The sequence below is a fragment of the Pseudomonas sp. 2822-17 genome (assembly GCF_002742485.1).
GTDB lineage: Bacteria > Pseudomonadota > Gammaproteobacteria > Pseudomonadales > Pseudomonadaceae > Aquipseudomonas > Aquipseudomonas cyclaminis.
This window is the reverse complement of the sequence record NZ_LJRZ01000926.1, coordinates 19,619-40,629: the sequence shown is the minus strand read 5'-3', so window position 1 is coordinate 40,629 and position 21,011 is coordinate 19,619. Positions and strand designations below refer to the sequence as shown.

Here is a 21,011-nt window from a genome sequence, read left to right as displayed (position 1 = left end):
CCTATGATCGGTCGCCTGGTGGTGGTCGGGCTGGGGTTGATCGGCGGCTCTTTCGCCAAAGGCCTGCGTGAAAGCGGGCTGTGTGGCGAAGTGGTCGGCGTCGACCTGGACCCGCAGTCGCGCAAGCTCGCGGTTGAGCTGGGCGTGGTGGATCGCTGTGAAGCAGACCTGGCGCTCGCGTGCCAGGGGGCTGATGTGATCCAACTCGCGGTGCCGATCCTGGCGATGGAGAAGTTGCTGGCAGTGCTGGCTGGCATGGACTTGGGTCAGGCGATTCTTACGGACGTCGGCAGTGCCAAAGGCAATGTGGTGCGCGCGGCGCAACTGGCTTTTGGCGGTATGCCTGCGCGCTTCGTGCCGGGCCACCCGATTGCTGGTTCCGAGCAGAGCGGGGTGGAGGCGTCCAATGCGCAGCTGTTCCGTCGGCATAAGGTGATCCTGACGCCGCTTGAACAAACCGACCCGGCTGCGTTGGCCGTGGTGGATCGTCTCTGGCGCGCGCTGGGAGCGGACGTCGAACACATGCAAGTCGAACGCCACGACGAAGTGCTGGCGGCGACCAGCCATTTGCCGCATTTGCTGGCATTCGGCCTGGTGGATTCCTTGGCCAAGCGCAACGAAAACCTGGACATTTTCCGCTACGCCGCCGGTGGCTTCCGCGATTTCACGCGGATTGCCGGCAGCGACCCGGTGATGTGGCACGACATCTTCCTTGCCAATCGCGAAGCGGTGTTGCGCACCCTGGACACCTTCCGCAGTGACCTCGACGCGCTGCGCGATGCGGTCGATGCGGGTGATGGTCATCAGTTGTTGGGCGTGTTCACCCGTGCGCGGGTGGCGCGTGAGCATTTCAGCAAGATCCTGGCGCGGCGTGCCTATATGGAAACCGCTGTGAACGTCGATGAGCTGGCCTTTCTCGCCAATCCGGGCGGCCGCTTGAGCGGGCGTATCCGGGTGCCGGGTGACAAGTCGATCTCCCATCGGTCGATCATGTTGGGCTCATTGGCTGATGGCGTGACCGAGGTTGAAGGTTTTCTTGAGGGCGAAGATGCCCTGGCGACCTTGCAGGCGTTTCGCGACATGGGTGTGGTCATTGAAGGCCCGCACCATGGGCGCGTGATCATTCATGGCGTGGGCTTGCATGGCTTGAAGCCAGCGCCGGGGCCGATTTATCTGGGGAACTCGGGCACGTCCATGCGGCTGTTGTCCGGGTTGCTGGCGGCGCAACGCTTTGACAGCGTGCTGACAGGCGATGCGTCGTTGTCCAAGCGGCCGATGAGCCGGGTGGCCAAGCCGCTGCGGGAAATGGGCGCAGTGATCGAGACCGCGCCGCAAGGGCGTCCGCCGCTGACCATTCGTGGCGGGCAGTCGCTTAAAGGCTTGGACTACGCGTTGCCGATGGCCAGCGCCCAGGTCAAATCCTGCTTGTTGCTGGCCGGGTTGTATGCCGACGGCAAAACTGCAGTGACCGAGCCTGCACCGACCCGCGATCATACCGAGCGCATGTTGCGCGGTTTTGGCTATCCGGTGCTGGTGGAGGGCGCTACTGCGTCGGTTGAATCGGGACATGCACTGACGGCTACCCATATTGAAGTGCCAGGGGATATTTCCTCTGCTGCGTTTTTCCTGGTGGCGGCGTCGATTGCCGAGGGTTCCGAGCTGCTGCTGGAGCATGTCGGCATCAACCCTACTCGCACCGGGGTAATCGATATCCTGCGGCTGATGGGCGCAGATATCACCCTGGAAAACCAGCGCGAAGTCGGTGGTGAGCCTGTCGCAGACCTGCATGTGCGTGCTGCGTCGCTGAAGGGTATCAAGATCCCAGAAGCCCTTGTGCCATTGGCCATCGATGAATTTCCAGTGTTGTTTATTGCGGCGGCCTGCGCAGAGGGTCGGACCATTTTGCGTGGGGCTGAGGAGCTGCGCGTAAAGGAGTCTGACCGTATCCAGGTGATGGCCGACGGTCTGCTGGCGCTGGGCGTGAAGTGTGAAGCCACCTCCGATGGGATTATCATTGACGGCGGCCTGATGGGCGGGGGTGAAGTTCATGCCCAGGGTGATCACCGGATTGCCATGGCGTTCAGCGTAGCGTCCCTCAGGGCGACTGCGCCGATTCGTATCCGTGACTGCGCCAATGTTGCTACGTCTTTTCCGAATTTTCTTACACTGTGTGCCCAAGTCGGCATCCGTGTTGCCCAAGAGGCTCAATTGTGAATATCAAATCACCGGTGATTACCATCGACGGGCCAAGTGGCTCGGGCAAAGGCACGATCGCCGGCATCCTGGCCAAGCGCCTCGGCTGGTGCCTGCTGGATTCCGGCGCGCTGTATCGCCTGCTGGCATTTGCCGCACGCAACCATGGCGTGGACCTGACCAACGAAGAATCCTTGAAACTCCTGGCGGCGCACCTTGATGTGCAGTTCGTCGGGGCGACGGAAGGTCATCCTCAGCGCATTATCCTGGAAGGGGATGATGTGACGGATGACCTGCGTAACGAACAAGTGGGTTCCTGGGCCTCCCAGATCGCCGCGCTGCCGGCGGTGCGCGACGCGTTGCTGCAGCGTCAGCGGGCTTTTCAGGAGCCACCGGGCCTTGTGGCAGATGGTCGTGACATGGGCACGGTGGTGTTTCCCGAGGCGCCGCTGAAGATTTTCCTCACCGCCAGCGCCGAGGAGCGGGCACGCCGCCGTTACTTGCAGTTGAAGGGCAAAGTCGATGGTGTTAGTCTGTCGAGTCTGCTAGATGAGATCCGTGCACGCGATGAGCGTGATACCCAGCGCGCAGTAGCCCCGCTCAAGCCGGCGGCTGATGCCATACAGCTGGATTCCACGGAGTTGTCCATCGAGCAGGTGCTGGAACGCATCATGAGTGAAATCGCCATTCGCGATATCGCCGGGTGATCAAGAAGGCCGCAGGGGACCAGTCATAGTCCTGCGGTGGCTTCTTTTAACTGAAACTGACCCACACCGTCTGGGGTGTGGAGATGGGCGTATTATTCGCCCTTATCAACAGGAATTAAAATGAGCGAAAGCTTTGCGGAACTCTTTGAAGAAAGCCTAAAAACCCTGAACCTTCAGGCAGGCTCCATCATCACCGGTGTTATCGTTGATATCGATTACCAAGCTCGCTGGGTAACCGTTCACGCTGGTCTGAAGTCTGAAGCTCTGATCCCGCTGGAACAGTTCTACAACGATGCTGGTGATCTGACAATCAATGTCGGTGACGAAGTTCACGTTGCTCTGGACTCGGTTGAAGACGGTTTCGGTGAAACCAAGCTGTCCCGTGAAAAAGCCAAGCGCGCTGAATGCTGGATTGTTCTCGAAGCAGCCTTCGCAGCTGAAGAAGTGGTCAAGGGCGTTATCAACGGTAAGGTTAAAGGCGGCTTCACTGTCGACGTTAACGGCATCCGTGCGTTCCTGCCAGGTTCTTTGGTCGACGTTCGTCCTGTGCGCGACACCACGCACCTGGAAGGCAAAGAACTCGAATTCAAGGTCATCAAACTCGACCAGAAGCGCAACAACGTTGTCGTTTCCCGTCGCAGCGTCCTGGAAGCAGAGAACTCCGCCGAGCGTGAAGCTCTGCTGGAATCCCTGCAGGAAGGCCAACAAGTCAAAGGTATCGTCAAGAACCTCACCGATTACGGCGCATTCGTCGATCTGGGTGGCGTCGATGGCCTGCTGCACATTACCGACATGGCTTGGAAGCGTATCAAGCATCCTTCCGAAATCGTCAACGTTGGCGACGAGATCGATGTCAAGGTTCTGAAGTACGATCGTGAGCGTAACCGCGTTTCCCTGGGCTTGAAGCAGCTGGGCGAAGATCCATGGGTTGCTATCAAAGCTCGTTACCCAGAAAGCACCCGCGTAACCGCGCGTGTTACCAACCTGACCGACTACGGCTGCTTCGCTGAGCTGGAAGAAGGCGTGGAAGGCCTGGTGCACGTTTCCGAAATGGACTGGACCAACAAGAACATCCACCCTTCGAAAGTCGTACAAGTCGGCGACGAAGTGGAAGTTATGGTTCTGGACATCGACGAAGAGCGTCGTCGTATCTCCCTGGGCATCAAGCAGTGCAAATCTAACCCATGGGAAGATTTCTCTGGCCAGTTCAACAAGGGCGATAAAATCTCCGGCACCATCAAGTCGATCACCGATTTCGGTATCTTCATTGGTCTGGACGGCGGCATCGACGGCCTGGTTCACCTGTCCGACATCTCCTGGAACGAAGTTGGCGAAGAAGCTGTTCGTCGTTTCAAGAAGGGCGACGAGCTGGACACCGTTATCCTGTCGGTTGACCCAGAGCGCGAGCGCATCTCCCTGGGTATCAAGCAACTGGAAAGCGATCCGTTCTCCGAGTACGTTCAAGAGAACGACAAAGGCGCCATCGTTAAAGGCACTGTGAAAGAAGTTGACGCCAAAGGCGCCATCATCGTCCTGGCCGACGATATCGAAGCGACTCTGAAAGCCTCCGAAATCAGCCGTGACCGCGTTGAAGACGCGCGCAACGTTCTGAAGGAAGGCCAGGAAGTAGAAGCCAAGATCATCAGCGTTGACCGCAAGAGCCGCGTGATCCAACTCTCCATCAAGTCGAAAGATGAAGTTGAAGAGAAAGAAGCTATCCAGAGCCTGAAATCCGCTCCGGAAGCTGCAACTGGCGAGACCACCATGGCCTCCCTGCTGCGCGAAGCAATGGCTAAGCAGAACTAAGTTCTGTAAAGCTGTAAAAAGGGCGACTTCGGTCGCCCTTTTTTGTGCCTGAAATTCGTTGAATCAACAAGTGAGAACCAAGGCCTACAGCTCAGTGTCAGAGCTGACTATAGTCTTGATAAAAGCACTCTCCTGTTGCTGTTTTAATAAGGTTCCCAATGAACAAGCTTGTCGTAGTGTTCTTAGTGGTAATGCTTGCAGGCTGCTCCGCCACCAGCGCCAAAACTCACGCCAGGCGCGGCGTCAGCGGGATTGAAGTCGACTGCTCGGGACTTGGCAATCATTGGGAGAGATGCGAGCAGCGCGCCGCCCGCGAATGCAAGATGCAAGGCTACAAGGTCATCACCAGGTCAAGCGAGGCCAAGGATGAGGAGGGCGACTACCTGTTCGGCTGGAACCCGGCTGGGGCAGTTACTCGCACGATGCTTGTGATCTGCAATTAAGCGCATTACGTGTTCGCCACGAGTGCTTATTCAGCCAGCAGATAAGTTGATGCATGGGCTGTTCAAATTCATCAAGTCATGCTAAAACCTTCGAAGCGCTTTTCCTAGCTGCTTGAAAAAGAAGGGAAAAATATGACGAAGTCGGAGTTGATCGAACGAATTGTCACCCATCAAGGGCTGCTTTCATCCAAGGATGTGGAGCTGGCTATCAAGACCATGCTTGAGCAAATGTCCCAATGTCTGGCTACCGGCGATCGGATTGAGATTCGCGGGTTTGGGAGCTTTTCGCTTCACTATCGCGCGCCGCGGGTTGGGCGAAATCCCAAGACCGGGCAGTCTGTGAGTCTTGATGGTAAGTTCGTGCCTCACTTCAAGCCAGGCAAGGAGTTGCGGGATCGGGTGAACGAAGACGAAGAAGAGGGCGTCTGAGTGTTTTTGGATAGGGGGAAAAGTTATGAGTGGGGTTAAGCGCGTTTTGTTGGTGTTGACCATTCTGGCGTTTGTCTTGGTGACCCTTGCGTTTGTGCTTGAGAATCAGCAGGGCGTCGCGCTGTCGTTTTTGGGTTGGAGTAGTGCGCAGTTACCCGTGGCGGTGTTTGTAACGCTGGCGTTGATTGCGGGCATGCTGATTGGACCGTTGCTCGGTGGAGTGATCAGGCTTGCGGGGCGTCGTAAACAAGGTTTATAGCCCTTGGATGCATACCCCGCTCAACCCTGATCTGCCTGCGGCCAGTGAACGCAGTTGCTCGTCCATCACATCCAGCGGTTCTGCCAAGTCATGAGGCTGGTCGTTTACGCAATTCGTAGAGCTTGAATGGCAGTTTGAACAGCAGCATCAGTATGTTGGTGTAGAGCCCATTCGTGCGACAGGCATTAACGATTTCCAGGTTCAACTTCAAGCTGCTCCTTAGTCCAGCTGTACTGGCGCCTCCTGATCGCATCCGTACCAGCACTTGATTAATATAAGAATACTTGAGGGCGTGCACCTTAAACAGTCGTACAAAAAACTCGTAATCCGCAGAAATCCTGTACTTCAACGAGTACTGGCCGACGACGTTGTAAGCTGATTTACGAATGAATGTCGCCGGATGAGGTGGCATCCATCCAAAGCGCAACTTCCATGGTGCAAAGCGGTTTGCGCGGTAAAAGCGTGTCACTTTGTGCAGGTCGGTTGGATTGACAAAAACCACATCGCCAAACACCGCATCGCTCTCTGGGCGACGTTCGAATGCTTTCGCCACAGACGAAAGACTGGTGGTGCTTTCATAAAAGTCATCGGAATTCAAAATGCCGACCACGGCACCGGTAGCCATGGCTACACCTTTATTCATTGCATCGTAGAGGCCCTTGTCCGGCTCGCTGACAAAGCGACGGATACGGTCTCCATAAGATTCGACAATCGCCTGCGTCCCGTCCCTTGAGCCGCCGTCCACAACGATGTATTCGATATCACCATAGTCTTGTGAAAGAACGGACTCAATCGTGTCTCGAATGGTGCTCGCGCTGTTAAAACAGACTGTAATAATTGATAACTTCAAGACAACCTCTTATGTACGACCATACAGGTCTTCGAAGCGTACGATATCGTCTTCACCCAAATAGGAGCCGGACTGCACTTCAATCAGCTCCAGGGGTATAACGCCAGGGTTCTCCAGCGTGTGGACCTGACCAATAGGGATATACGTCGACTGGTTTTCAGTGACCAGATAAGTTTTCTCACCATTGGTAACCCGGGCGGTGCCACTCACGACAATCCAGTGCTCAGCTCGATGGTGATGCATCTGCAGTGATAGCTTCGCGCCTGGATTAACGGTGATGCGCTTCACTTGGTAGCGGCTGCCATTATCAATGGAATCGTACATCCCCCAAGGCCGATAGACTTCACGATGATCAAGGGATTCGCATCGGCCTTCGGCTTTCAATCGATCAACGATCTTCTTGACGTTCTGCACTTGGCTTTTGTGGGCGACCAGGATGGCATCCTTGGTTTCCACGATCACCAGGTCCTCAACACCTACGGTGCTCACCAGGCGACTCTGGGAATGTACGAATGTGTTGTGGGTCTGTTCGACCAGAACGTCCCCGTTGCACACGTTGCCTTGTGCGTCCTTCTTGCCAACCTCCCACAGCGCTGCCCATGATCCAATATCGCTCCAGCCGGCATCGAGCGGTACGACGACAGCGTCAGCCGTTTTCTCCATTACCGCATAATCGATCGACTCCGACGGACACGCTGCGAAGGCCTCTTTGCCGACACGCGTGAAATGCATATCTTGGGCACCCACTGAGATAGCGCTGCGACAAGCTGCGAGGATGTCCGGACGGAATTTTGCCAACTCTTCCAGGTACCTGCCCGCGCGGAACATGAACATGCCACTGTTCCAGAGATAGTTTCCGCTGGAAAGGTAAGCGCGTGCAGTTTCTTCATCAGGCTTCTCGACGAAGCGCGCGACCTCGAATCCGGCGGCGTTGACGCTATTACCCTTTTCGATATAGCCATAACCTGTTTCCGGCTGAGTCGCCACAATACCGAAGGTCACCAACTTGCCGTCGAGCGCCAGGGGAAGCGCTTTGTGGATGCACGCTTGGAATGCGGCGACATCCTGGATCAGGTGATCGGCTGCCAGTACCAGCAAGAGCGGATCCTGCCCGTCGACGCACGATTGCAGTGCTGCCAGTGCGACCGCTGGAGCCGTATTGCGCCCCACGGGTTCCAGCAGGATGTTGGCGCTTTCCAGGCCCAGTTGCCGAAGCTGTTCGGCGGCCAGGAATCGATGTTCTTCGTTGCAGATTAATCGGGGGACATCGACTTCAAGTCCTTCCAGGCGCTTGATTGTGGCCTGCAACATGGACAGCTCGCTGTCAGCCAGGCAAAGAAACTGCTTGGGGTTGAGCTGACGCGAAAGCGGCCAAAGGCGTGAGCCAGAACCGCCGGCCATAATTACCGGAATCAACATTTATTCTTCCCTTGCGTTCAATTCGTTGGTCACGCCGACAGACGGTTTTAAAGCGATATCCAGCATGGTCTTCGCGACGCTCTCCCAATCTTTAGGGATCGTTTTCAACTGTTCTGTCCAGTCAGGCCAGTAGCCTGTCGAGAGTTTTGCGTGCAGTTCGTTTACCGCATCTTTCAACGAGTCTGCGCTATTGGCTTGAAAGTATATCGCCTCGTCGCCACATAAAACCCGCGCATAAGGCAGGTCCGGACATACGATGGGCAGGCCTGCAAACATGGCTTCCACAAGTGGAAACCCATAACTTTCATCCGTTGAGAGAAACAGTAGCGCATCCACTCGGTTGTAGGCATCAATCATCTGTTGCGCAGTCAGTGTGCCCAGGCAGTGAAGCCATGGAAGATTGGGTGCTGGATTGCTTTTTTCGTCGAGCGTTATAGCAAGGCGCGCCAAGGGCCACTGTGCAGCCTGGCGGTCATCAATGCTGGCAAGCAGCTTGTGATTTTTATGCGGATATCCGGCTGCGGGATAGATCAGGTGCAGCGGATCACCCTCGGCCGTGATGCGCCCGGTGCGTTTGATTCCGGCGTTCAACAACCATGCAGGAACAGGTTGTGCCACAACGTGTACGCGCGAGTGCAGGGACGGGTACGACTTGATAAGAGCGTCACGCATCAATGTAGTTTGGACGATAAACGCCTGCGCGTATTTGATGTTGGACCGAAACACCCATCTGAGTAGTGCCTGCTTCATTTTTCCAAGGCGCCAAGAGAATTTTTCCGGGCGCAAGAGGTGGGGTGTTTGAACAAAAACCGTCTGTTGGCTCGTGCAACGAATGGGCAGGTCGCCCATGACCAGAAGCGGAAGCTCCCCACTAAAGCGCTGTCCTAAAAACAGGCACTCCGCCAAGCGTGATAGCGAATTGGGAAGGTAGCGACGGTAACGTGTCAAGGCGACTGACGTGTCGTTATTCTGATAAGACGATAAGTCTCCCTTGTCGGGCAGATAAACCTCGACAACGCGTACGGTTTTATTCCTCTCCAGGGCGGGCAGCAATGACTTGATCAATTGCACCGCGCCCAGTCCGGCAATGTTGGTCAGGTGAAGACGAACAGCATCTTGTCTCATGGCGATGATTATTCCAGATACCAAGGAGAGATAACGGCAGCTTTGCTTTGGGGATTGGCGCGAATAACGGCCAGCATGTAGCGGGCCGCGACCTCCGGTTGAATGGCCGCAGCAGCACGGGATGTGGCAGCGCGCATGGTAAGCAGGCGTGTGCGGTCGGTGTGCAATGCACTGATGAGCGATTCCAGAGAATCCGGATCATCGGCCACGAATACGTCCCCGGCACCAAATGTCTCCACCAGAACCCGAGCGCCTACCTGATCGCTGCAGATCACAGGAACGCCCGCGCACAACGCTTCATTCACCACGACTCCCCAGCCATCATAACGACTAGGCAAGACCAAGATGTCGTACTCGGACACTACTTTCTGGGTCATGCCGAACGGGATTGTCCCGCGCAAGTGAATCCTGTCGCTGTCGAAGGCAAGCAGCGTGGAGTCGCCAGGGCCGTAGATATCCAGAATGATCGGCGCTTTAGAGCGGGTAACGGCTTCAATGAGCAGATCGATGCCTTTGCGCGCGATCAATGCGCCGACAAAGACAATTCTTAATGTCGTGTCGTCTTCACCGGGGTCTTTTGAATTCGACGCGAGTGCCCCGATGGCCGGAACAAAGTAGCCGAAAGGAAACAGTTTGTTTTTTGCTATCCCCGACGTTGAGTATTGTTCAATCGCCTTTGCCGAGATTGTAAAGACTCCGGATATATGTCGCTTGAGCAGCGCCGTGTACAGCCTGTAAAGACAAGGGCGTAACGCTGCCTTGAGCTTTTCGCGTGTGCGCAGCTTATCGTTGAAGTAGCCTTGGGCAATCGGGGAGTACGGCTCCGAGATGATGTAGAACTCCACTCGAAACAGGACGGCCAGCATCAGGCAGTAGAGCATTTTCAGATTCTGAAATGCGCTGCCGAACAGGTGGACTTCATGTCGGTGCTCGCGCATTTTCCGGTAGCAGTAAAGCATCCCGCCGCGCTGCGGTATCAGTCGACGTTCTATCGACGTTACCTGAGTGTCTTGCCAACCCTGAGCGCGACGGGTCGCATCTTCCATCGTCAGCACATAAGCCAGGAGCGGTGTCTGTGCTTGCTGGGACAGTGCTTCATACGTAAACGCCTGATGATCCGTCAGGACCGGTTGCCAGGTAATGAATAGAGGCTGCTTTGTCATGAGCGCTCACCCCATATAAAACCTAGCACTGCCTGACCAGCCAGTTGTGGAGAACATCGAGTCACGACGGCCTCTGTGCCCCTGAGGGCGCATGCCAGTGTTTGCCCTGGTTCCTCGACGACGCTGCGAAGCAGGTCGGCCAGCGCCTTTGGGTCATTGCGTGTCAGGTACAGCGCCCCCGAGCCCAATACCGCGCGCACATCGCTGATGTCTGTACTCAATACCAGCAAGCCTGCCTCGGCGAATTCAATAACCTTGGAAGGGAAGGTTGTGTCAGCCAGAGGGCCACCCACCGGCTTCAGCGCCAGGCCTACGTTGCATCGATGGAGTATCTCGGCGTACTCAATATCGGTGGTGCGCCCGTGCACCGTCACTCTGGGGGGCGCGCCTTCATTGGCCAGCTCCCGGAGGGCTTCGAGTGACTCACCTTTGCCGGTCACTTCAAATTGCAGGCTGTGTACCCACGCGTCGGAGTCCTGGCGAAGCAGGCGGATGGTATCAATCAGCAGATCCGCACCGGTATCGGCATTGAGCGTACCGGCCATCAGGACTGATTGCGGGTTGGCACTCGATTTAACGCCAAATGTCTTTGTAGAGGTCGCGCCATAATAACAATGGACTGGACGAATGCCGGTCATGCCTGCCAGCGCGCTGCACGCCAGCAATGCGCCATCTGGACAAAGGCGGTCGTACAGCCAGGTAATAGAGCGCCCCAGTAGTGCTTTCAGCGCACCGCTGTTCTGGCCCGCGACTTCTCCGTCCTCAAGGTCAAGGAAGCGTTTGTAGCCGCTGACGGATGCTGCTATCAGCAAGGGAAGATAAGCACTCATGCGGTTGTAAAAAATCACCGCTTTCTTCGGGCTTGACGAAAGTCGGAGCAGGGCGCCGATCAGAAAGAACAATGAGAGAAACTGGGAAAAAAACCGAACATGTGAAAACGGCGCGTACACGACGGGCACGCCCGCCACCCGCCTGACTGTGCGGGGGAAATAGTTGAAGGAGCCGTTGGCGCGTCCTCGCCCAAGGCTCAGGATGCAGGGGCGTGCGCCTGCTTCGCGTAATGCCTGGCAGAGCATAAGCACCTTGCGGGAGGCGGCAGGGCTATCACTGACAATGCCCCTCTCAAGGCGAGTCTTGTCATCCAGCGCATTGCACACTACCAGGACCAGCGGGCGCTTCATGGCAGTTGTCTCTTAGCGACTGCCGGCACGCCAGCGACCAGCGTATGGGCGGGAACGTCGCGTGTCACCACGGCTCCGGCGGCAACGATGGCACCGTCACCAATGGTGACGCCCCCCAAAATGATGCTTTTGGCGCCAATCCAGCAGCCGTCACCCACCACAATGGGGCGTGCTGTTCCGGTGCCTGCGCGTCGCTCACGGGGTCCGAGTTCGTGGCTGCCGACGATAAATTCAACGCCATGTCCCATGTCGCAGCGGGAGCCGATTTGGATATCGGCTTCTTGATGGGTATGAAACACCACCCCAGGGCTAAGCCAGGTGCCTTCGCGGATGATCAGGCGTCCCCGGCCATAGATCCATCCACGCCCGCAGAACTTGACGTCCGGGTGCATCTCGATGCCTGCCCAGCGCAGAAGCGCCGATCGGGCGGTAAACAGACGCGATGGAGGGAGGAGCGACAGAATGATGTTGATTAGGTGTCTGATCATAGGTACCGACTAAGCCTCGACCGGGAGCGCCCCGGTCAGAGACTGTTGCTTCCTGCAGAGTAGGAATTGAGGTGAGAGAGGTGCATTGAGTGGCTCCAGGATGAACCATCCCACGCACCTTTTACTAACGCGAACGCACGCGCAAAGCATTCTCGGAAAACCAGCTATAGGCGTCCCTCAGTCCATCTTCGAGGGTGATTGTCGCTTCCCAACCCAACTGCTTCAGGCGGGAGACGTCCATCAGTTTTCTTGGGGCACCGTCCGGCTTGCTCGCATCAAAGCTCAGGCGGCCCTTGAACCCGGTGACCTTGGCGATGGTCTGAGCCAGCTCACGGATGGTGCAGTCCTCACCCGTCCCGACGTTGATATGAGAGAGCATAGGCTGGGTATGGGCGCCATATAGCTCAGGGCTCAATTCCATGATATGGACGGATGCACTTGCCATGTCATCGACATGCAGGAACTCACGCATCGGCGAACCGCTGCCCCAGATCACGACTTCTTCGACATTCTGCTCGGTGGCATCGTGAAAGCGACGCAGGAGAGCAGGAATGACGTGAGAGTTTTCTGGATGGAAGTTGTCGTTCGGCCCATACAAGTTGGTAGGCATGGCGCTACGATAATCACGGCCATATTGACGGTTGTAGCTTTCGCACAACTTGATCCCGGCAATTTTTGCGATTGCGTATGGCTCGTTGGTAGGCTCAAGCACGCCGGTCAGCAAGGCCTGTTCAGCCATGGGCTGTTGAACCTTGACCGGGTAAATGCAGGACGATCCTAGAAACAGCATCTTCTGCACATCATGTTGATGTGCAGCGTGGACGATGTTGGCCTGCATGGTCAGGTTTTCATAAATGAACTCGGCCGGGTAGGTGTTATTGGCATGGATGCCCCCCACCTTGGCGGCTGCCATATAGACCTGCTCAATCTTGTTCTCGGCAAAAAACGCGGCGACCGAGTGCTGATCCAGGAGATTCAATTGAGCCCTGTCTCGGGTCACAATATTTGTGTAACCCAACGCTTGCAGGCGACGGACAATGGCCGAACCGACCATTCCTTTATGGCCGGCAACAAAAACACACTCGCTCAATTGGCGTGACATCCTAGTTCTCCAGCGACACCGGCAGATCGTAACCATGGTTCTTCAGCAGCGCATGACGCTGGGCGACTTTGAGATCTTCGCGAACCATCTCGGCACACATTTCCTGTGCGGTGATTTCCGGTACCCAACCCAGCTTGGTCTTCGCTTTGGTCGGATCACCCAGCAGGGTTTCAACCTCAGCGGGACGGAAGTAGCGCGGGTCGACGCGAACCAGTGTGTCCCCGACCTTGAGTGCTGGGGCGTTGTCGCCAACGATGGACTCGATAATGGCGCATTCGTCCACGCCGGTCCCTTCAAAGCGCAGGGTCAGGCCGAGTTCGGCTGCAGACCAGCGAATGAAGTCACGAACGGAATATTGCACGCCTGTCGCGATCACGAAATCTTCAGGGGTATCCTGTTGCAGCATCATCCACTGCATGCGGACGTAGTCCTTGGCATGTCCCCAGTCGCGCAGTGCATCCATGTTGCCCATGTACAGGCACTGTTCAAGGCCCTGGGCGATGTTTGCCAGGCCGCGCGTGATCTTGCGGGTCACGAACGTTTCGCCGCGGCGTGGAGATTCGTGGTTGAACAGAATCCCGTTGCAGGCGTGCATGCCGTAGGCTTCACGGTAGTTGACCACGATCCAGTAGGCGTAGAGCTTTGCTACCGCGTAAGGCGAGCGCGGATAGAAGGGTGTGGTTTCTTTTTGAGGCGTTTCCTGCACCAGTCCGTAGAGTTCTGAAGTGGAGGCCTGGTAGAAGCGGGTTTTTTTCTCCAGCCCGAGCAGGCGGATTGCTTCAAGAATGCGCAATGTTCCCATTGCATCGACATCGGCGGTGTATTCAGGCGATTCGAAGCTTACCGCTACGTGGGACTGCGCGCCCAGGTTGTAGACCTCGTCAGGCTGCACTTCCTTGATGATACGGGTCAGGTTGGACGAATCGGACAAGTCGCCGTAATGCAGGATAAAGCGCTGGTTATCAACATGCGGGTCCTGGTAGATGTGATCAACGCGCTGGGTGTTGAAGGACGATGCACGTCGCTTGATGCCGTGGACCTCGTAGCCTTTTTCCAACAACAACTCAGCCAGATAGGAGCCGTCCTGGCCGGTGATCCCGGTGATCAGCGCTTTTTTCAGGGTCATGTCTACGTCCTAGAATTCTTTGAATATGTAGTTAAATTGCATTTAGCATGCTGGTAATGATATCGGTCATCGTCGACTTTGCCTTCCAGCCCAGAACGCGTTCGGCCTTGGCAGGGTCCGCGCGACTGATCAGCAGGTCTGTTGGCCGGAAGAACTCCTGCGATTGGTCGACATAGTCCGTCCAGTCGAGTCCCAATTGTGTGAATGCTTCAGCAACGAATGCTTCAAGTGTGTGCGTCTGGCCGGTGGCGATCACGAAATCACTCGGTTCATCGCACTGCAGCATGCGCCACATGGCATCGACGTACTCTGATGCCGCTCCCCAGTCACGAGCAATATCCAACCGTCCAAGCGTCAACCGTTCGCCCGAACCCGCAGCAATGCGCTTGGCCGTACTTATAATTTTTTGTGTAACAAACCTGGATGGGCGTAATTCGGATTCGTGATTGAACAGGATACCCGTACACGCAAAAAGATTATAAGCCTCACGATAATTATCGACTAGCCAGAAAGCAGATGATTTAGCCACCGCATAAGGGCTGCGGGGATGGAATGTGGTGTTCTCTGACGCCGGTTCACCATTCGTGTCGCCGAAGCATTCGCTGGAACCCGCTTGGTAAAAGCGAATGGGCCGCTCGGTCATCCGGCAGGCCTCAAGCATGTTCAGCGTTCCAAGGGTGATGCTTTGGATGGTTTCGGCGGGCTGTTCAAATGACAATCCGACAGACGACTGCCCGGCGAGAAAATACACTTCGTCAGGCTGGCTGCGTTTCAGCGCCATGAATACACTGCGAAAGTCTTCTGGCACCATCGACAACAATTTCACCTTCGAGACAATACCCAGTCGCTTCAGGTTGGCGAATGAAGAGCCCTGAGCGTCTCGCGAAGTCCCCCAGACGGTATAGCCCTTTTCGAGTAGGAGCTTTGCCAGATAAACACCGTCCTGACCACTCACGCCACAAATCAGGGCTGTTTTTTCTGAGTATTCCAAAAAATCACCTTTATAAGGACTTGTAGATCGAGAGTGTTTCCTGGGAGCAGCGCTGCCAGGAAAACTGCTTCAACCGCTCACGGCCACGCTCAATCAATCTCGCGATTTCACTGTCAGAGTAAACCACTCTTTCTATCGCTCCGGCCATTTCGTCGCCATTGAGTGGGTCGAACAAGGCCCCGGCATCGCCGATGACTTCGGGCATTGAACTTGTACCGCTGCTGATGACGGGGCAGCCGTGCGCCATGGCCTCCAGTGGTGGAAGACCGAAACCCTCATAAAGAGAGGGATAGACGAAGGCTTTGGCGCCTTCGTAAAGTTGACCGAGGACCGCGTCATCACCGCCGACCTGGCGTACCTGTCCGGCGGCAAAACCTAACCGTTGAACCTGCTCCAACTCGCTTGGCGAAAAGGCACCGCCGCCGAAGGCGACAATATCAAAGTCGGCCTTGAGGCGTTTCGAGTGGGAAACCGCATTCAGTAAGCCGGAGAAGTTTTTGTAACCGTGTCGACTTCCGACATACAACAGATAAGGCTTGACGGGCGAGGCGGCCGTTTCCCGGGCGCAGGGTTTGAACTGCTCGAACCCCAGGTGTGCCACCGATAGTTTGCTTTCGGGCACCGAGAACAGTTTCATCAGGTCCTGGCGGGTGCTCTCCGAAATGCAGATGACATGATCCGCTCGCTCAACGGCGCGTCGCTTTAACGCCGTTGTCTGGTCCCGGGCGGAGAAATTCTCGGGGAACAGTTCGTGAATCATGTCGTAGACAGTCAGTACGATCGGGCAGCCCTTCGGGGCAGCGCTGAAACGTGAAAAATAGGTTTCATGCACAACCTCAGGCTTCCAGGCACGCATGGCGCGCTGACCCAGCAGGTGGTTGTAGATCAGCGCCAGCCGCGTCGTACGAGGCGGGTACTGTTCGGCTTTCTGGCCGTGGACAATGCCCTCGGGCAGGTCGTTGAGATAAAAGTTGCGGTGAAGCGGCGAGAAAATGCCCACCTCGTTGTCGGTGATGGCCATCTGCTCGGCAATGCGAGAAAAATAGCGAGAAATGCCGCCGTAGTTTTGTAGGCAGAATATCTGGTGATCAAAAGCAACGCGCATTTTTATGCTTCGCCTCGTGAGAAATAAGACCTTGATAGATCAGGAAATCGAGTGTGCACCTTAGCAAAATCAGTGCCTCTGGCGGCTGTTTTGGTGCGGTGACGGGCCAGCATTCTCAGAGCGGGTTTCTCCACTCGATTTTTCGGGCAGCAAAGCGGATGACAAATACGCGGAGCCCAACGAGCAGGTAGGTGGCTCCCAGGGAGAATGCCATTGTGAAAGGGTTGTTTAACGCCCAAGTGTCGAACAGTGCTCTCATTGCAAACAGCGCACATAAGGCGATGGCGGCGGGTATCAGGATTGTTTCGGTGTACCAGATTCTGGCCGGTTTGATACTGAGTTTTCGAAAAATAACGGGTGAGCATATCACCACGTAACTCACGTTCAGAATCAACCAGGGCAATGCACTGCCGTCCAGTCCGTAGTGGGTGGCCAGGTAGTAAGTCAGCGGGATGATGAATACAACAGCCACAGCGTTCTGCCATACGCTGAACCGCGTCCAGCCGTGGGCCAGTTGGAGTGCGTAAGGCATCTGCATGAATGCATAGAACATGGTCCCAATCGCCAGAAACCATAGCGGAGTACTGGCTAGTGCCGCAACGTGTTCATCTCTCGTCCATAACAGCAGTAACGGCTGGCTATATAGCGCGACCCAGATAGAGAATGGGATCACCAGCAATGAAAGTACTTGGCTGGCCCTTGTAAACGTGCCAAATGTTTCGACGTTGTTGTGTGTAGTGACAAGGGATACCAGTTTTGGGTAGTAGACATTAAACACTGGGGAGACCAGCCGGAATGCCACCGAACCCACGGTCCAGGCCAGCATGTAACACCCGAACTCCTTGAGTGGGAGTATTTTTGACAGGATGATCTTATCCACTTGCATTAACAGAAAAGCAAGGATGTTGGTGGTCGCTACGCCTGCCGCAAAGCCACCGAGGCGTTTAATGATGTCCGTGGAAAATACGCCCACTTCTCGCCACTCTGGAAGTTCACTGATCAGTTTTCTACGCAATACCAGAACGGTGGCGAGGCTGTTGATGCCCTGCCATATCAGAAACCACTCTACAGTCGGTGAAACAATCCATAAAACCAACGCCGCGCCGGCGGCACGCGTGGTGGCGAATACAGAACTTATCGAGTTCAGTGTGACGTGTTTTTGAAGTCCGATGAGGCCGCCATAGTAAAGCCCGATAGGGAACTGTAACAGCAGTGCAATCCCCATTATTCTCAGCGAACGCGTGGCCGATTCAACGTTGTCCGCATTGACGGTGAGCCAGTGGTCAGCTATCAGTGGGGCCAGCAGTGTGATGCATGCACCGAGCGCGATTGCGACAGACCAGAAGATACATTCCACGCTTTTAATGGTCAGTACTATCTTTTGTTTTTGGGCTGTAGAGGCGGCTTCATAAGTGGATGCCTCTCGCGATGCCACGGCCCCAAATCCGCCGTCAAACATCGTCATGGCTGACGAAAGAATGATGAAAAATCCAACCAGCCCGTAACCTTCTACACCAATGAACTTAAGGTAGAGTGGAACAAAGCAGATACCCATCAGGGCGATCCAGCCTTGCCCTACAAAGTTGGCGGAGATATTTTTAAATAGGCCACTCATTCGCCGGGGTCCTCAACGTGCCCGCTCAATAGGCAGGGTCCATGCGGGGTATCAATGAAATCGAAATAAGGTTTCGATTGAGTGAGCAACGTACTCTTTGACGGTATGACCCTAAACAGAGCAAGTAATAAAATCGTGTATTTCATTATAGAAAAAGATGTGCTGACGTGACGCAGGGAACGAGGATATGGCGGGTCTCGGGAGGGCGTGTGCCCAATCCGTTCGCCAACATTGCTGCCGTCATGGGAAACCTCTCATGCAAGCGCCTTTGAAACCCGCTCAATCAACTGGTGGGTGGGGGCGAAGACCCATATGGCACGAGTGCTACAGCAGAATTGGCAGGCGGGGAGACTAGCATAGACTCTTGAATTTACATATTAAAAAGCGCCATTTATGTGGCGCTGCAGCCGCCCGATCCCAGGACCAAGAGGATTTTCTGAGGTTGCGTGGATCGATGCGTTCGACGACAAGCCGGGCGCTCGCGCAGAACCTGTGGTACAGGCTTTCGCATGCACTTTCAAACCTGTGGCGTGCCATAGATGCCCTGTCTGCCCATTGCTTGTAGCGCTCAATATCGTATTGATCAATGTATACGCGATGTACAGTGCTACGAAACGCGTCCAGGCACGCTCGGAACCTGCGGAGTCAGGGCTTCAAGTGGTACTCTACACCCCTTGCGAAGTGATGACGCGAGCGCGCAAAGTCGGGGCTCGCTGTAAACCCTGCTAAGTGCGGGGCTTTGGGCGTTGTAGACGCGCAGTTTGCTCGGCGTTTGAAGACTGGCGACGCGAGTACCTGAGCATGTTCAAACTTATCGGGAATTTCACCTGGGTCTTGCTGGTTGCTCCCTTCATTGCGAGCGACAGCGATTCGTGCAGGCGTGTGTAGAAAAATTGTGGAGCAACATGTTGATGTGTCTAGGCGGTTGGAGAATGCGGATTGAGTCATAAGAAAACATTCTTCGTGACCGGAGCAAGTGGCTTTGTCGGGGCTGCGCTTGTAGAGCGTCTTGCGTCGAATGCTGATTGTCAGGTGCTTGCACTCGTACGTCGTGACGATGTGGTATTGCCTTTGGGGGCGACCAGGGTGCGCGTGGGTGAAGACTACCTTGCCTCGGAGGACCTGCCTCTCACCGGTGTTGATGTGCTGGTTCACTGTGCGGCCCGTGTTCACGTGATGTCCGATGCATCGAACGATCCGTATTCGGCCTATCGCCGGATCAATGTAGAAGGCACGTTGAGGTTGGCCGAGCAAGCCGCGCGGTCGGGGGTCAAGCGTTTCATTTTTATCAGTTCGATCAAAGTCAATGGCGAGGGTACCCGGCCAGGGGAAGCGTATACGGCAGATGATCCACCCGCCCCGGCTAGCCCATACGGCGTCTCCAAGATGGAGGCTGAGCAGCAACTTCAGTTGCTCGCTCAGCGGACCGGCATGGAGGTCGTTATTATTCGTCCCGTCCTCGTGTATGGCCCGGACGTGAGGGCGAACTTTCGCAGCATGATGGTATGGCTGAACAAAGGCATTGCCTTGCCGCTGGGGGCTATCCGCAGTCAGCGCAGCTTGGTGGCGCTGGATAACCTGGTGGACCTGATTGTGACGTGTCTTCAGCATCCCGCAGCGGCCAATCAGGTGTTTCTGGTGAGCGACGGTGAGGATATGTCGACCACGGAACTGTTGACCCGTATTGGGCTGGCATTGCACAAGCCTGCGCGGCTGATTCCTGTTCCCGCAGCCCTGCTGCGCTGGGGCATGTTCCTGATCGGGCGCAGAGGAATGGGGCAGCGCCTGTGTGGCTCTCTACAGGTTGATATCCAAAAAACGCGTGAGCTCCTGGGATGGACACCGCCTACATCCGTGACGGTCGCTTTACGCAAGACGGCAGAGCATTTTCAGGGGAGTTTGAAGTAGTGGTGTGTGTGAATATGAACCCGACAGGGAGCCGTTGATGAACCACTTACTTTGGCTCGTGCCGATTGTCGCCGTCCTTGCAGGTGTATTGACTTGGTTATTGCGCGGTTATGCACTGTCCCGAAGCCTGATTGACGTACCCAACGCACGCAGCTCTCACTCGGTGCCCACGCCCAGGGGCGGCGGTGTCGCGATTGTTGTGAGTTTTCTCGTCGCGCTGCCCCTGTTGTTCGTGAGTGGGGCGGTTTCTCCCGCCCTCACCTGGGCACTCATGGGGGGCGGTGCAGCGGTCGCGGTGCTGGGCTTTCTCGACGATCATGGTCACATTGCCGCACGTTGGCGTTTATTGGGACACTTCAGTGCCGCCTCATGGGCACTCTTCTGGATCGGCGGTTTACCCGCTGTGAGCTTGCCGGGCATTACCACCGACCTCGGTTGGGTGGGCCATGTGGCCGCTGTTTTTTACCTGGTATGGGCACTCAACCTTTACAACTTCATGGACGGCATTGATGGGTTGGCGAGTATCGAGGCGATGTGCGTATGCCTCGGCGCCTGCCTGGTCTATTGGCTGGGCGGGTATGGGGCGGCTATCTGGGTGCCACTGTTATTAAGCATGGCAGTGCTGGGGTTTCTCTATTGGAATTTCCCTGCGGCAAGAATATTCATGGGCGATGCCGGCAGTGGTTTTCTCGGGTTCGCCCTTGGCGTGCTGTCGCTGACTGCGGCCTGGCAGAATGCCAATTTGCTGTGGGTCTGGTTGATTCTCTTGGGTGTGTTTATTGTCGATGCAACATTGACGTTGATCCGGCGATTGGTGCGGGGGGACAAAGTCTACGAAGCCCATCGCAGCCACGCCTACCAGTTCGCGTCTCGTGAAGTGGGCAGTCATTTGCCTGTGACGCTGTCGGTCCTGGCGATCAATGTGCTGTGGCTGACCCCCATCGCAATAGGCGTCGGTGTTTTGGGTTTGAATGGCCTGCTGGGATTGGTTATCGCTTATACGCCATTGGTCGTTTTAGCCATCAAGTACAAAGCCGGTGAGCTGGAAACCTGATGTTATTTTTGCAGTAAACGCGTTATAGAGGCGGTGAGCGTTTAGCC

19 protein-coding genes are annotated in these 21,011 nt (G+C 55.8%); 8 read left to right on the top strand and 11 right to left on the bottom strand.

The window, feature by feature from the left end; all coding sequences use genetic code 11:
• Window positions 1–3: 3 nt before the first annotated feature.
• The 6 genes from AOA60_RS29925 (at window position 4) to AOA60_RS29900 (ending at window position 5,837) form a co-directional block, all read left to right on the top strand.
• A complete protein-coding gene (locus AOA60_RS29925; protein WP_256592909.1) occupies window positions 4–2,214 on the top strand; it encodes a bifunctional prephenate dehydrogenase/3-phosphoshikimate 1-carboxyvinyltransferase in 2,211 nt (736 codons plus the stop codon).
• Window positions 2,211–2,900, top strand: coding sequence for a (d)CMP kinase (cmk, locus tag AOA60_RS29920; protein WP_099587334.1), 690 nt, complete (start codon window positions 2,211–2,213; stop codon window positions 2,898–2,900). Before AOA60_RS29925 ends, cmk begins: the two co-directional genes overlap by 4 nt.
• Window positions 2,901–3,020: 120 nt before the next feature.
• Window positions 3,021–4,706 (top strand): 30S ribosomal protein S1, encoded by a 1,686-nt coding sequence (rpsA, locus tag AOA60_RS29915; RefSeq protein WP_027604177.1) that lies wholly within the window; start codon window positions 3,021–3,023, stop codon window positions 4,704–4,706.
• Between the two features lie 158 nt (window positions 4,707–4,864).
• On the top strand, window positions 4,865–5,149 hold the full coding sequence (locus tag AOA60_RS29910; RefSeq protein WP_099587333.1) for a hypothetical protein: 285 nt from the start codon (window positions 4,865–4,867) through the stop codon (window positions 5,147–5,149).
• A 132-nt stretch (window positions 5,150–5,281) separates the two neighbouring features.
• The gene (gene ihfB / locus AOA60_RS29905; protein WP_003218804.1) at window positions 5,282–5,578 is read left to right on the top strand and encodes an integration host factor subunit beta; all 297 of its coding nucleotides are present in this window, start codon (window positions 5,282–5,284) and stop codon (window positions 5,576–5,578) included.
• 25 nt (window positions 5,579–5,603) lie between these two features.
• Entirely contained in the window at window positions 5,604–5,837 is a 234-nt protein-coding gene (locus AOA60_RS29900) for a lipopolysaccharide assembly protein LapA domain-containing protein (protein WP_099587332.1), read from the top strand.
• Between the two features lie 88 nt (window positions 5,838–5,925).
• Here AOA60_RS29900 and AOA60_RS29895 read toward each other — a convergent pair whose 3' ends face one another.
• The 11 genes from AOA60_RS29895 to AOA60_RS29845 all read right to left on the bottom strand — a co-directional run bounded on the left by AOA60_RS29895 (window position 5,926) and on the right by AOA60_RS29845 (window position 18,002).
• Complete coding sequence (locus AOA60_RS29895) at window positions 5,926–6,687, bottom strand: glycosyltransferase family 2 protein (protein WP_099587331.1); 762 nt, start codon at window positions 6,685–6,687, stop codon at window positions 5,926–5,928.
• Window positions 6,688–6,696: 9 nt separating this feature from the next.
• Complete coding sequence (locus AOA60_RS29890) at window positions 6,697–8,106, bottom strand: mannose-1-phosphate guanylyltransferase/mannose-6-phosphate isomerase (protein ID WP_099587330.1); 1,410 nt, start codon at window positions 8,104–8,106, stop codon at window positions 6,697–6,699.
• Window positions 8,107–9,231, bottom strand: coding sequence for a glycosyltransferase (locus tag AOA60_RS29885; protein WP_099587329.1), 1,125 nt, complete (start codon window positions 9,229–9,231; stop codon window positions 8,107–8,109).
• Between the two features lie 8 nt (window positions 9,232–9,239).
• On the bottom strand, window positions 9,240–10,394 hold the full coding sequence (locus AOA60_RS29880) for a glycosyltransferase family 4 protein (protein WP_099587328.1): 1,155 nt from the start codon (window positions 10,392–10,394) through the stop codon (window positions 9,240–9,242).
• On the bottom strand, window positions 10,391–11,575 hold the full coding sequence (locus tag AOA60_RS29875) for a glycosyltransferase (protein WP_099587327.1): 1,185 nt from the start codon (window positions 11,573–11,575) through the stop codon (window positions 10,391–10,393). Before AOA60_RS29875 ends, AOA60_RS29880 begins: the two co-directional genes overlap by 4 nt.
• Window positions 11,572–12,063: a DapH/DapD/GlmU-related protein gene (locus AOA60_RS29870; protein ID WP_099587326.1), complete on the bottom strand. Its 492-nt coding sequence runs from the start codon at window positions 12,061–12,063 to the stop codon at window positions 11,572–11,574. The genes AOA60_RS29875 and AOA60_RS29870 overlap by 4 nt, the downstream gene beginning before the upstream one ends.
• A 124-nt stretch (window positions 12,064–12,187) precedes the next feature.
• A complete protein-coding gene (locus AOA60_RS29865) occupies window positions 12,188–13,165 on the bottom strand; it encodes a GDP-L-fucose synthase (protein ID WP_099587325.1) in 978 nt (325 codons plus the stop codon).
• Between the two features lies 1 nt (window position 13,166).
• Window positions 13,167–14,291, bottom strand: a complete 1,125-nt coding sequence (gene gmd, locus AOA60_RS29860) for a GDP-mannose 4,6-dehydratase (RefSeq protein WP_178075438.1) — start codon at window positions 14,289–14,291, stop codon at window positions 13,167–13,169.
• Between the two features lie 31 nt (window positions 14,292–14,322).
• Entirely contained in the window at window positions 14,323–15,282 is a 960-nt protein-coding gene (locus AOA60_RS29855; protein WP_099587324.1) for a GDP-mannose 4,6-dehydratase, read from the bottom strand.
• Between the two features lie 10 nt (window positions 15,283–15,292).
• Window positions 15,293–16,387 (bottom strand): glycosyltransferase family 1 protein, encoded by a 1,095-nt coding sequence (locus AOA60_RS29850; RefSeq protein ID WP_099587323.1) that lies wholly within the window; start codon window positions 16,385–16,387, stop codon window positions 15,293–15,295.
• A 115-nt stretch (window positions 16,388–16,502) separates the two neighbouring features.
• On the bottom strand, window positions 16,503–18,002 hold the full coding sequence (locus tag AOA60_RS29845) for a lipopolysaccharide biosynthesis protein (RefSeq protein ID WP_099587322.1): 1,500 nt from the start codon (window positions 18,000–18,002) through the stop codon (window positions 16,503–16,505).
• Between the two features lie 939 nt (window positions 18,003–18,941).
• Here AOA60_RS29845 and AOA60_RS29840 point away from each other — a divergent pair.
• On the top strand, window positions 18,942–19,910 hold the full coding sequence (locus tag AOA60_RS29840) for an SDR family oxidoreductase (RefSeq protein ID WP_099587321.1): 969 nt from the start codon (window positions 18,942–18,944) through the stop codon (window positions 19,908–19,910).
• A gap of 37 nt (window positions 19,911–19,947) precedes the next feature.
• Entirely contained in the window at window positions 19,948–20,964 is a 1,017-nt protein-coding gene (locus tag AOA60_RS29835; protein ID WP_099587320.1) for a glycosyltransferase family 4 protein, read from the top strand.
• Window positions 20,965–21,011: the final 47 nt, after the last annotated feature.

Coding starts and splice junctions, on each gene's coding strand:
- AOA60_RS29925 (WP_256592909.1), top strand. CDS start 4: ATGATCGGTCGCCTGGTGGTGGTCGGGCTGGGGTTGATCGGCGGCTCT.
- rpsA (WP_027604177.1), top strand. CDS start 3,021: ATGAGCGAAAGCTTTGCGGAACTCTTTGAAGAAAGCCTAAAAACCCTG.
- AOA60_RS29910 (WP_099587333.1), top strand. CDS start 4,865: ATGAACAAGCTTGTCGTAGTGTTCTTAGTGGTAATGCTTGCAGGCTGC.
- ihfB (WP_003218804.1), top strand. CDS start 5,282: ATGACGAAGTCGGAGTTGATCGAACGAATTGTCACCCATCAAGGGCTG.
- AOA60_RS29900 (WP_099587332.1), top strand. CDS start 5,604: ATGAGTGGGGTTAAGCGCGTTTTGTTGGTGTTGACCATTCTGGCGTTT.
- AOA60_RS29890 (WP_099587330.1), bottom strand. CDS start 8,106: ATGTTGATTCCGGTAATTATGGCCGGCGGTTCTGGCTCACGCCTTTGG.
- AOA60_RS29885 (WP_099587329.1), bottom strand. CDS start 9,231: ATGAGACAAGATGCTGTTCGTCTTCACCTGACCAACATTGCCGGACTG.
- AOA60_RS29880 (WP_099587328.1), bottom strand. CDS start 10,394: ATGACAAAGCAGCCTCTATTCATTACCTGGCAACCGGTCCTGACGGAT.
- AOA60_RS29875 (WP_099587327.1), bottom strand. CDS start 11,575: ATGAAGCGCCCGCTGGTCCTGGTAGTGTGCAATGCGCTGGATGACAAG.
- AOA60_RS29870 (WP_099587326.1), bottom strand. CDS start 12,063: ATGATCAGACACCTAATCAACATCATTCTGTCGCTCCTCCCTCCATCG.
- AOA60_RS29865 (WP_099587325.1), bottom strand. CDS start 13,165: ATGTCACGCCAATTGAGCGAGTGTGTTTTTGTTGCCGGCCATAAAGGA.
- gmd (WP_178075438.1), bottom strand. CDS start 14,291: ATGACCCTGAAAAAAGCGCTGATCACCGGGATCACCGGCCAGGACGGC.
- AOA60_RS29850 (WP_099587323.1), bottom strand. CDS start 16,387: ATGCGCGTTGCTTTTGATCACCAGATATTCTGCCTACAAAACTACGGC.
- AOA60_RS29845 (WP_099587322.1), bottom strand. CDS start 18,002: ATGAGTGGCCTATTTAAAAATATCTCCGCCAACTTTGTAGGGCAAGGC.
- AOA60_RS29835 (WP_099587320.1), top strand. CDS start 19,948: ATGAACCACTTACTTTGGCTCGTGCCGATTGTCGCCGTCCTTGCAGGT.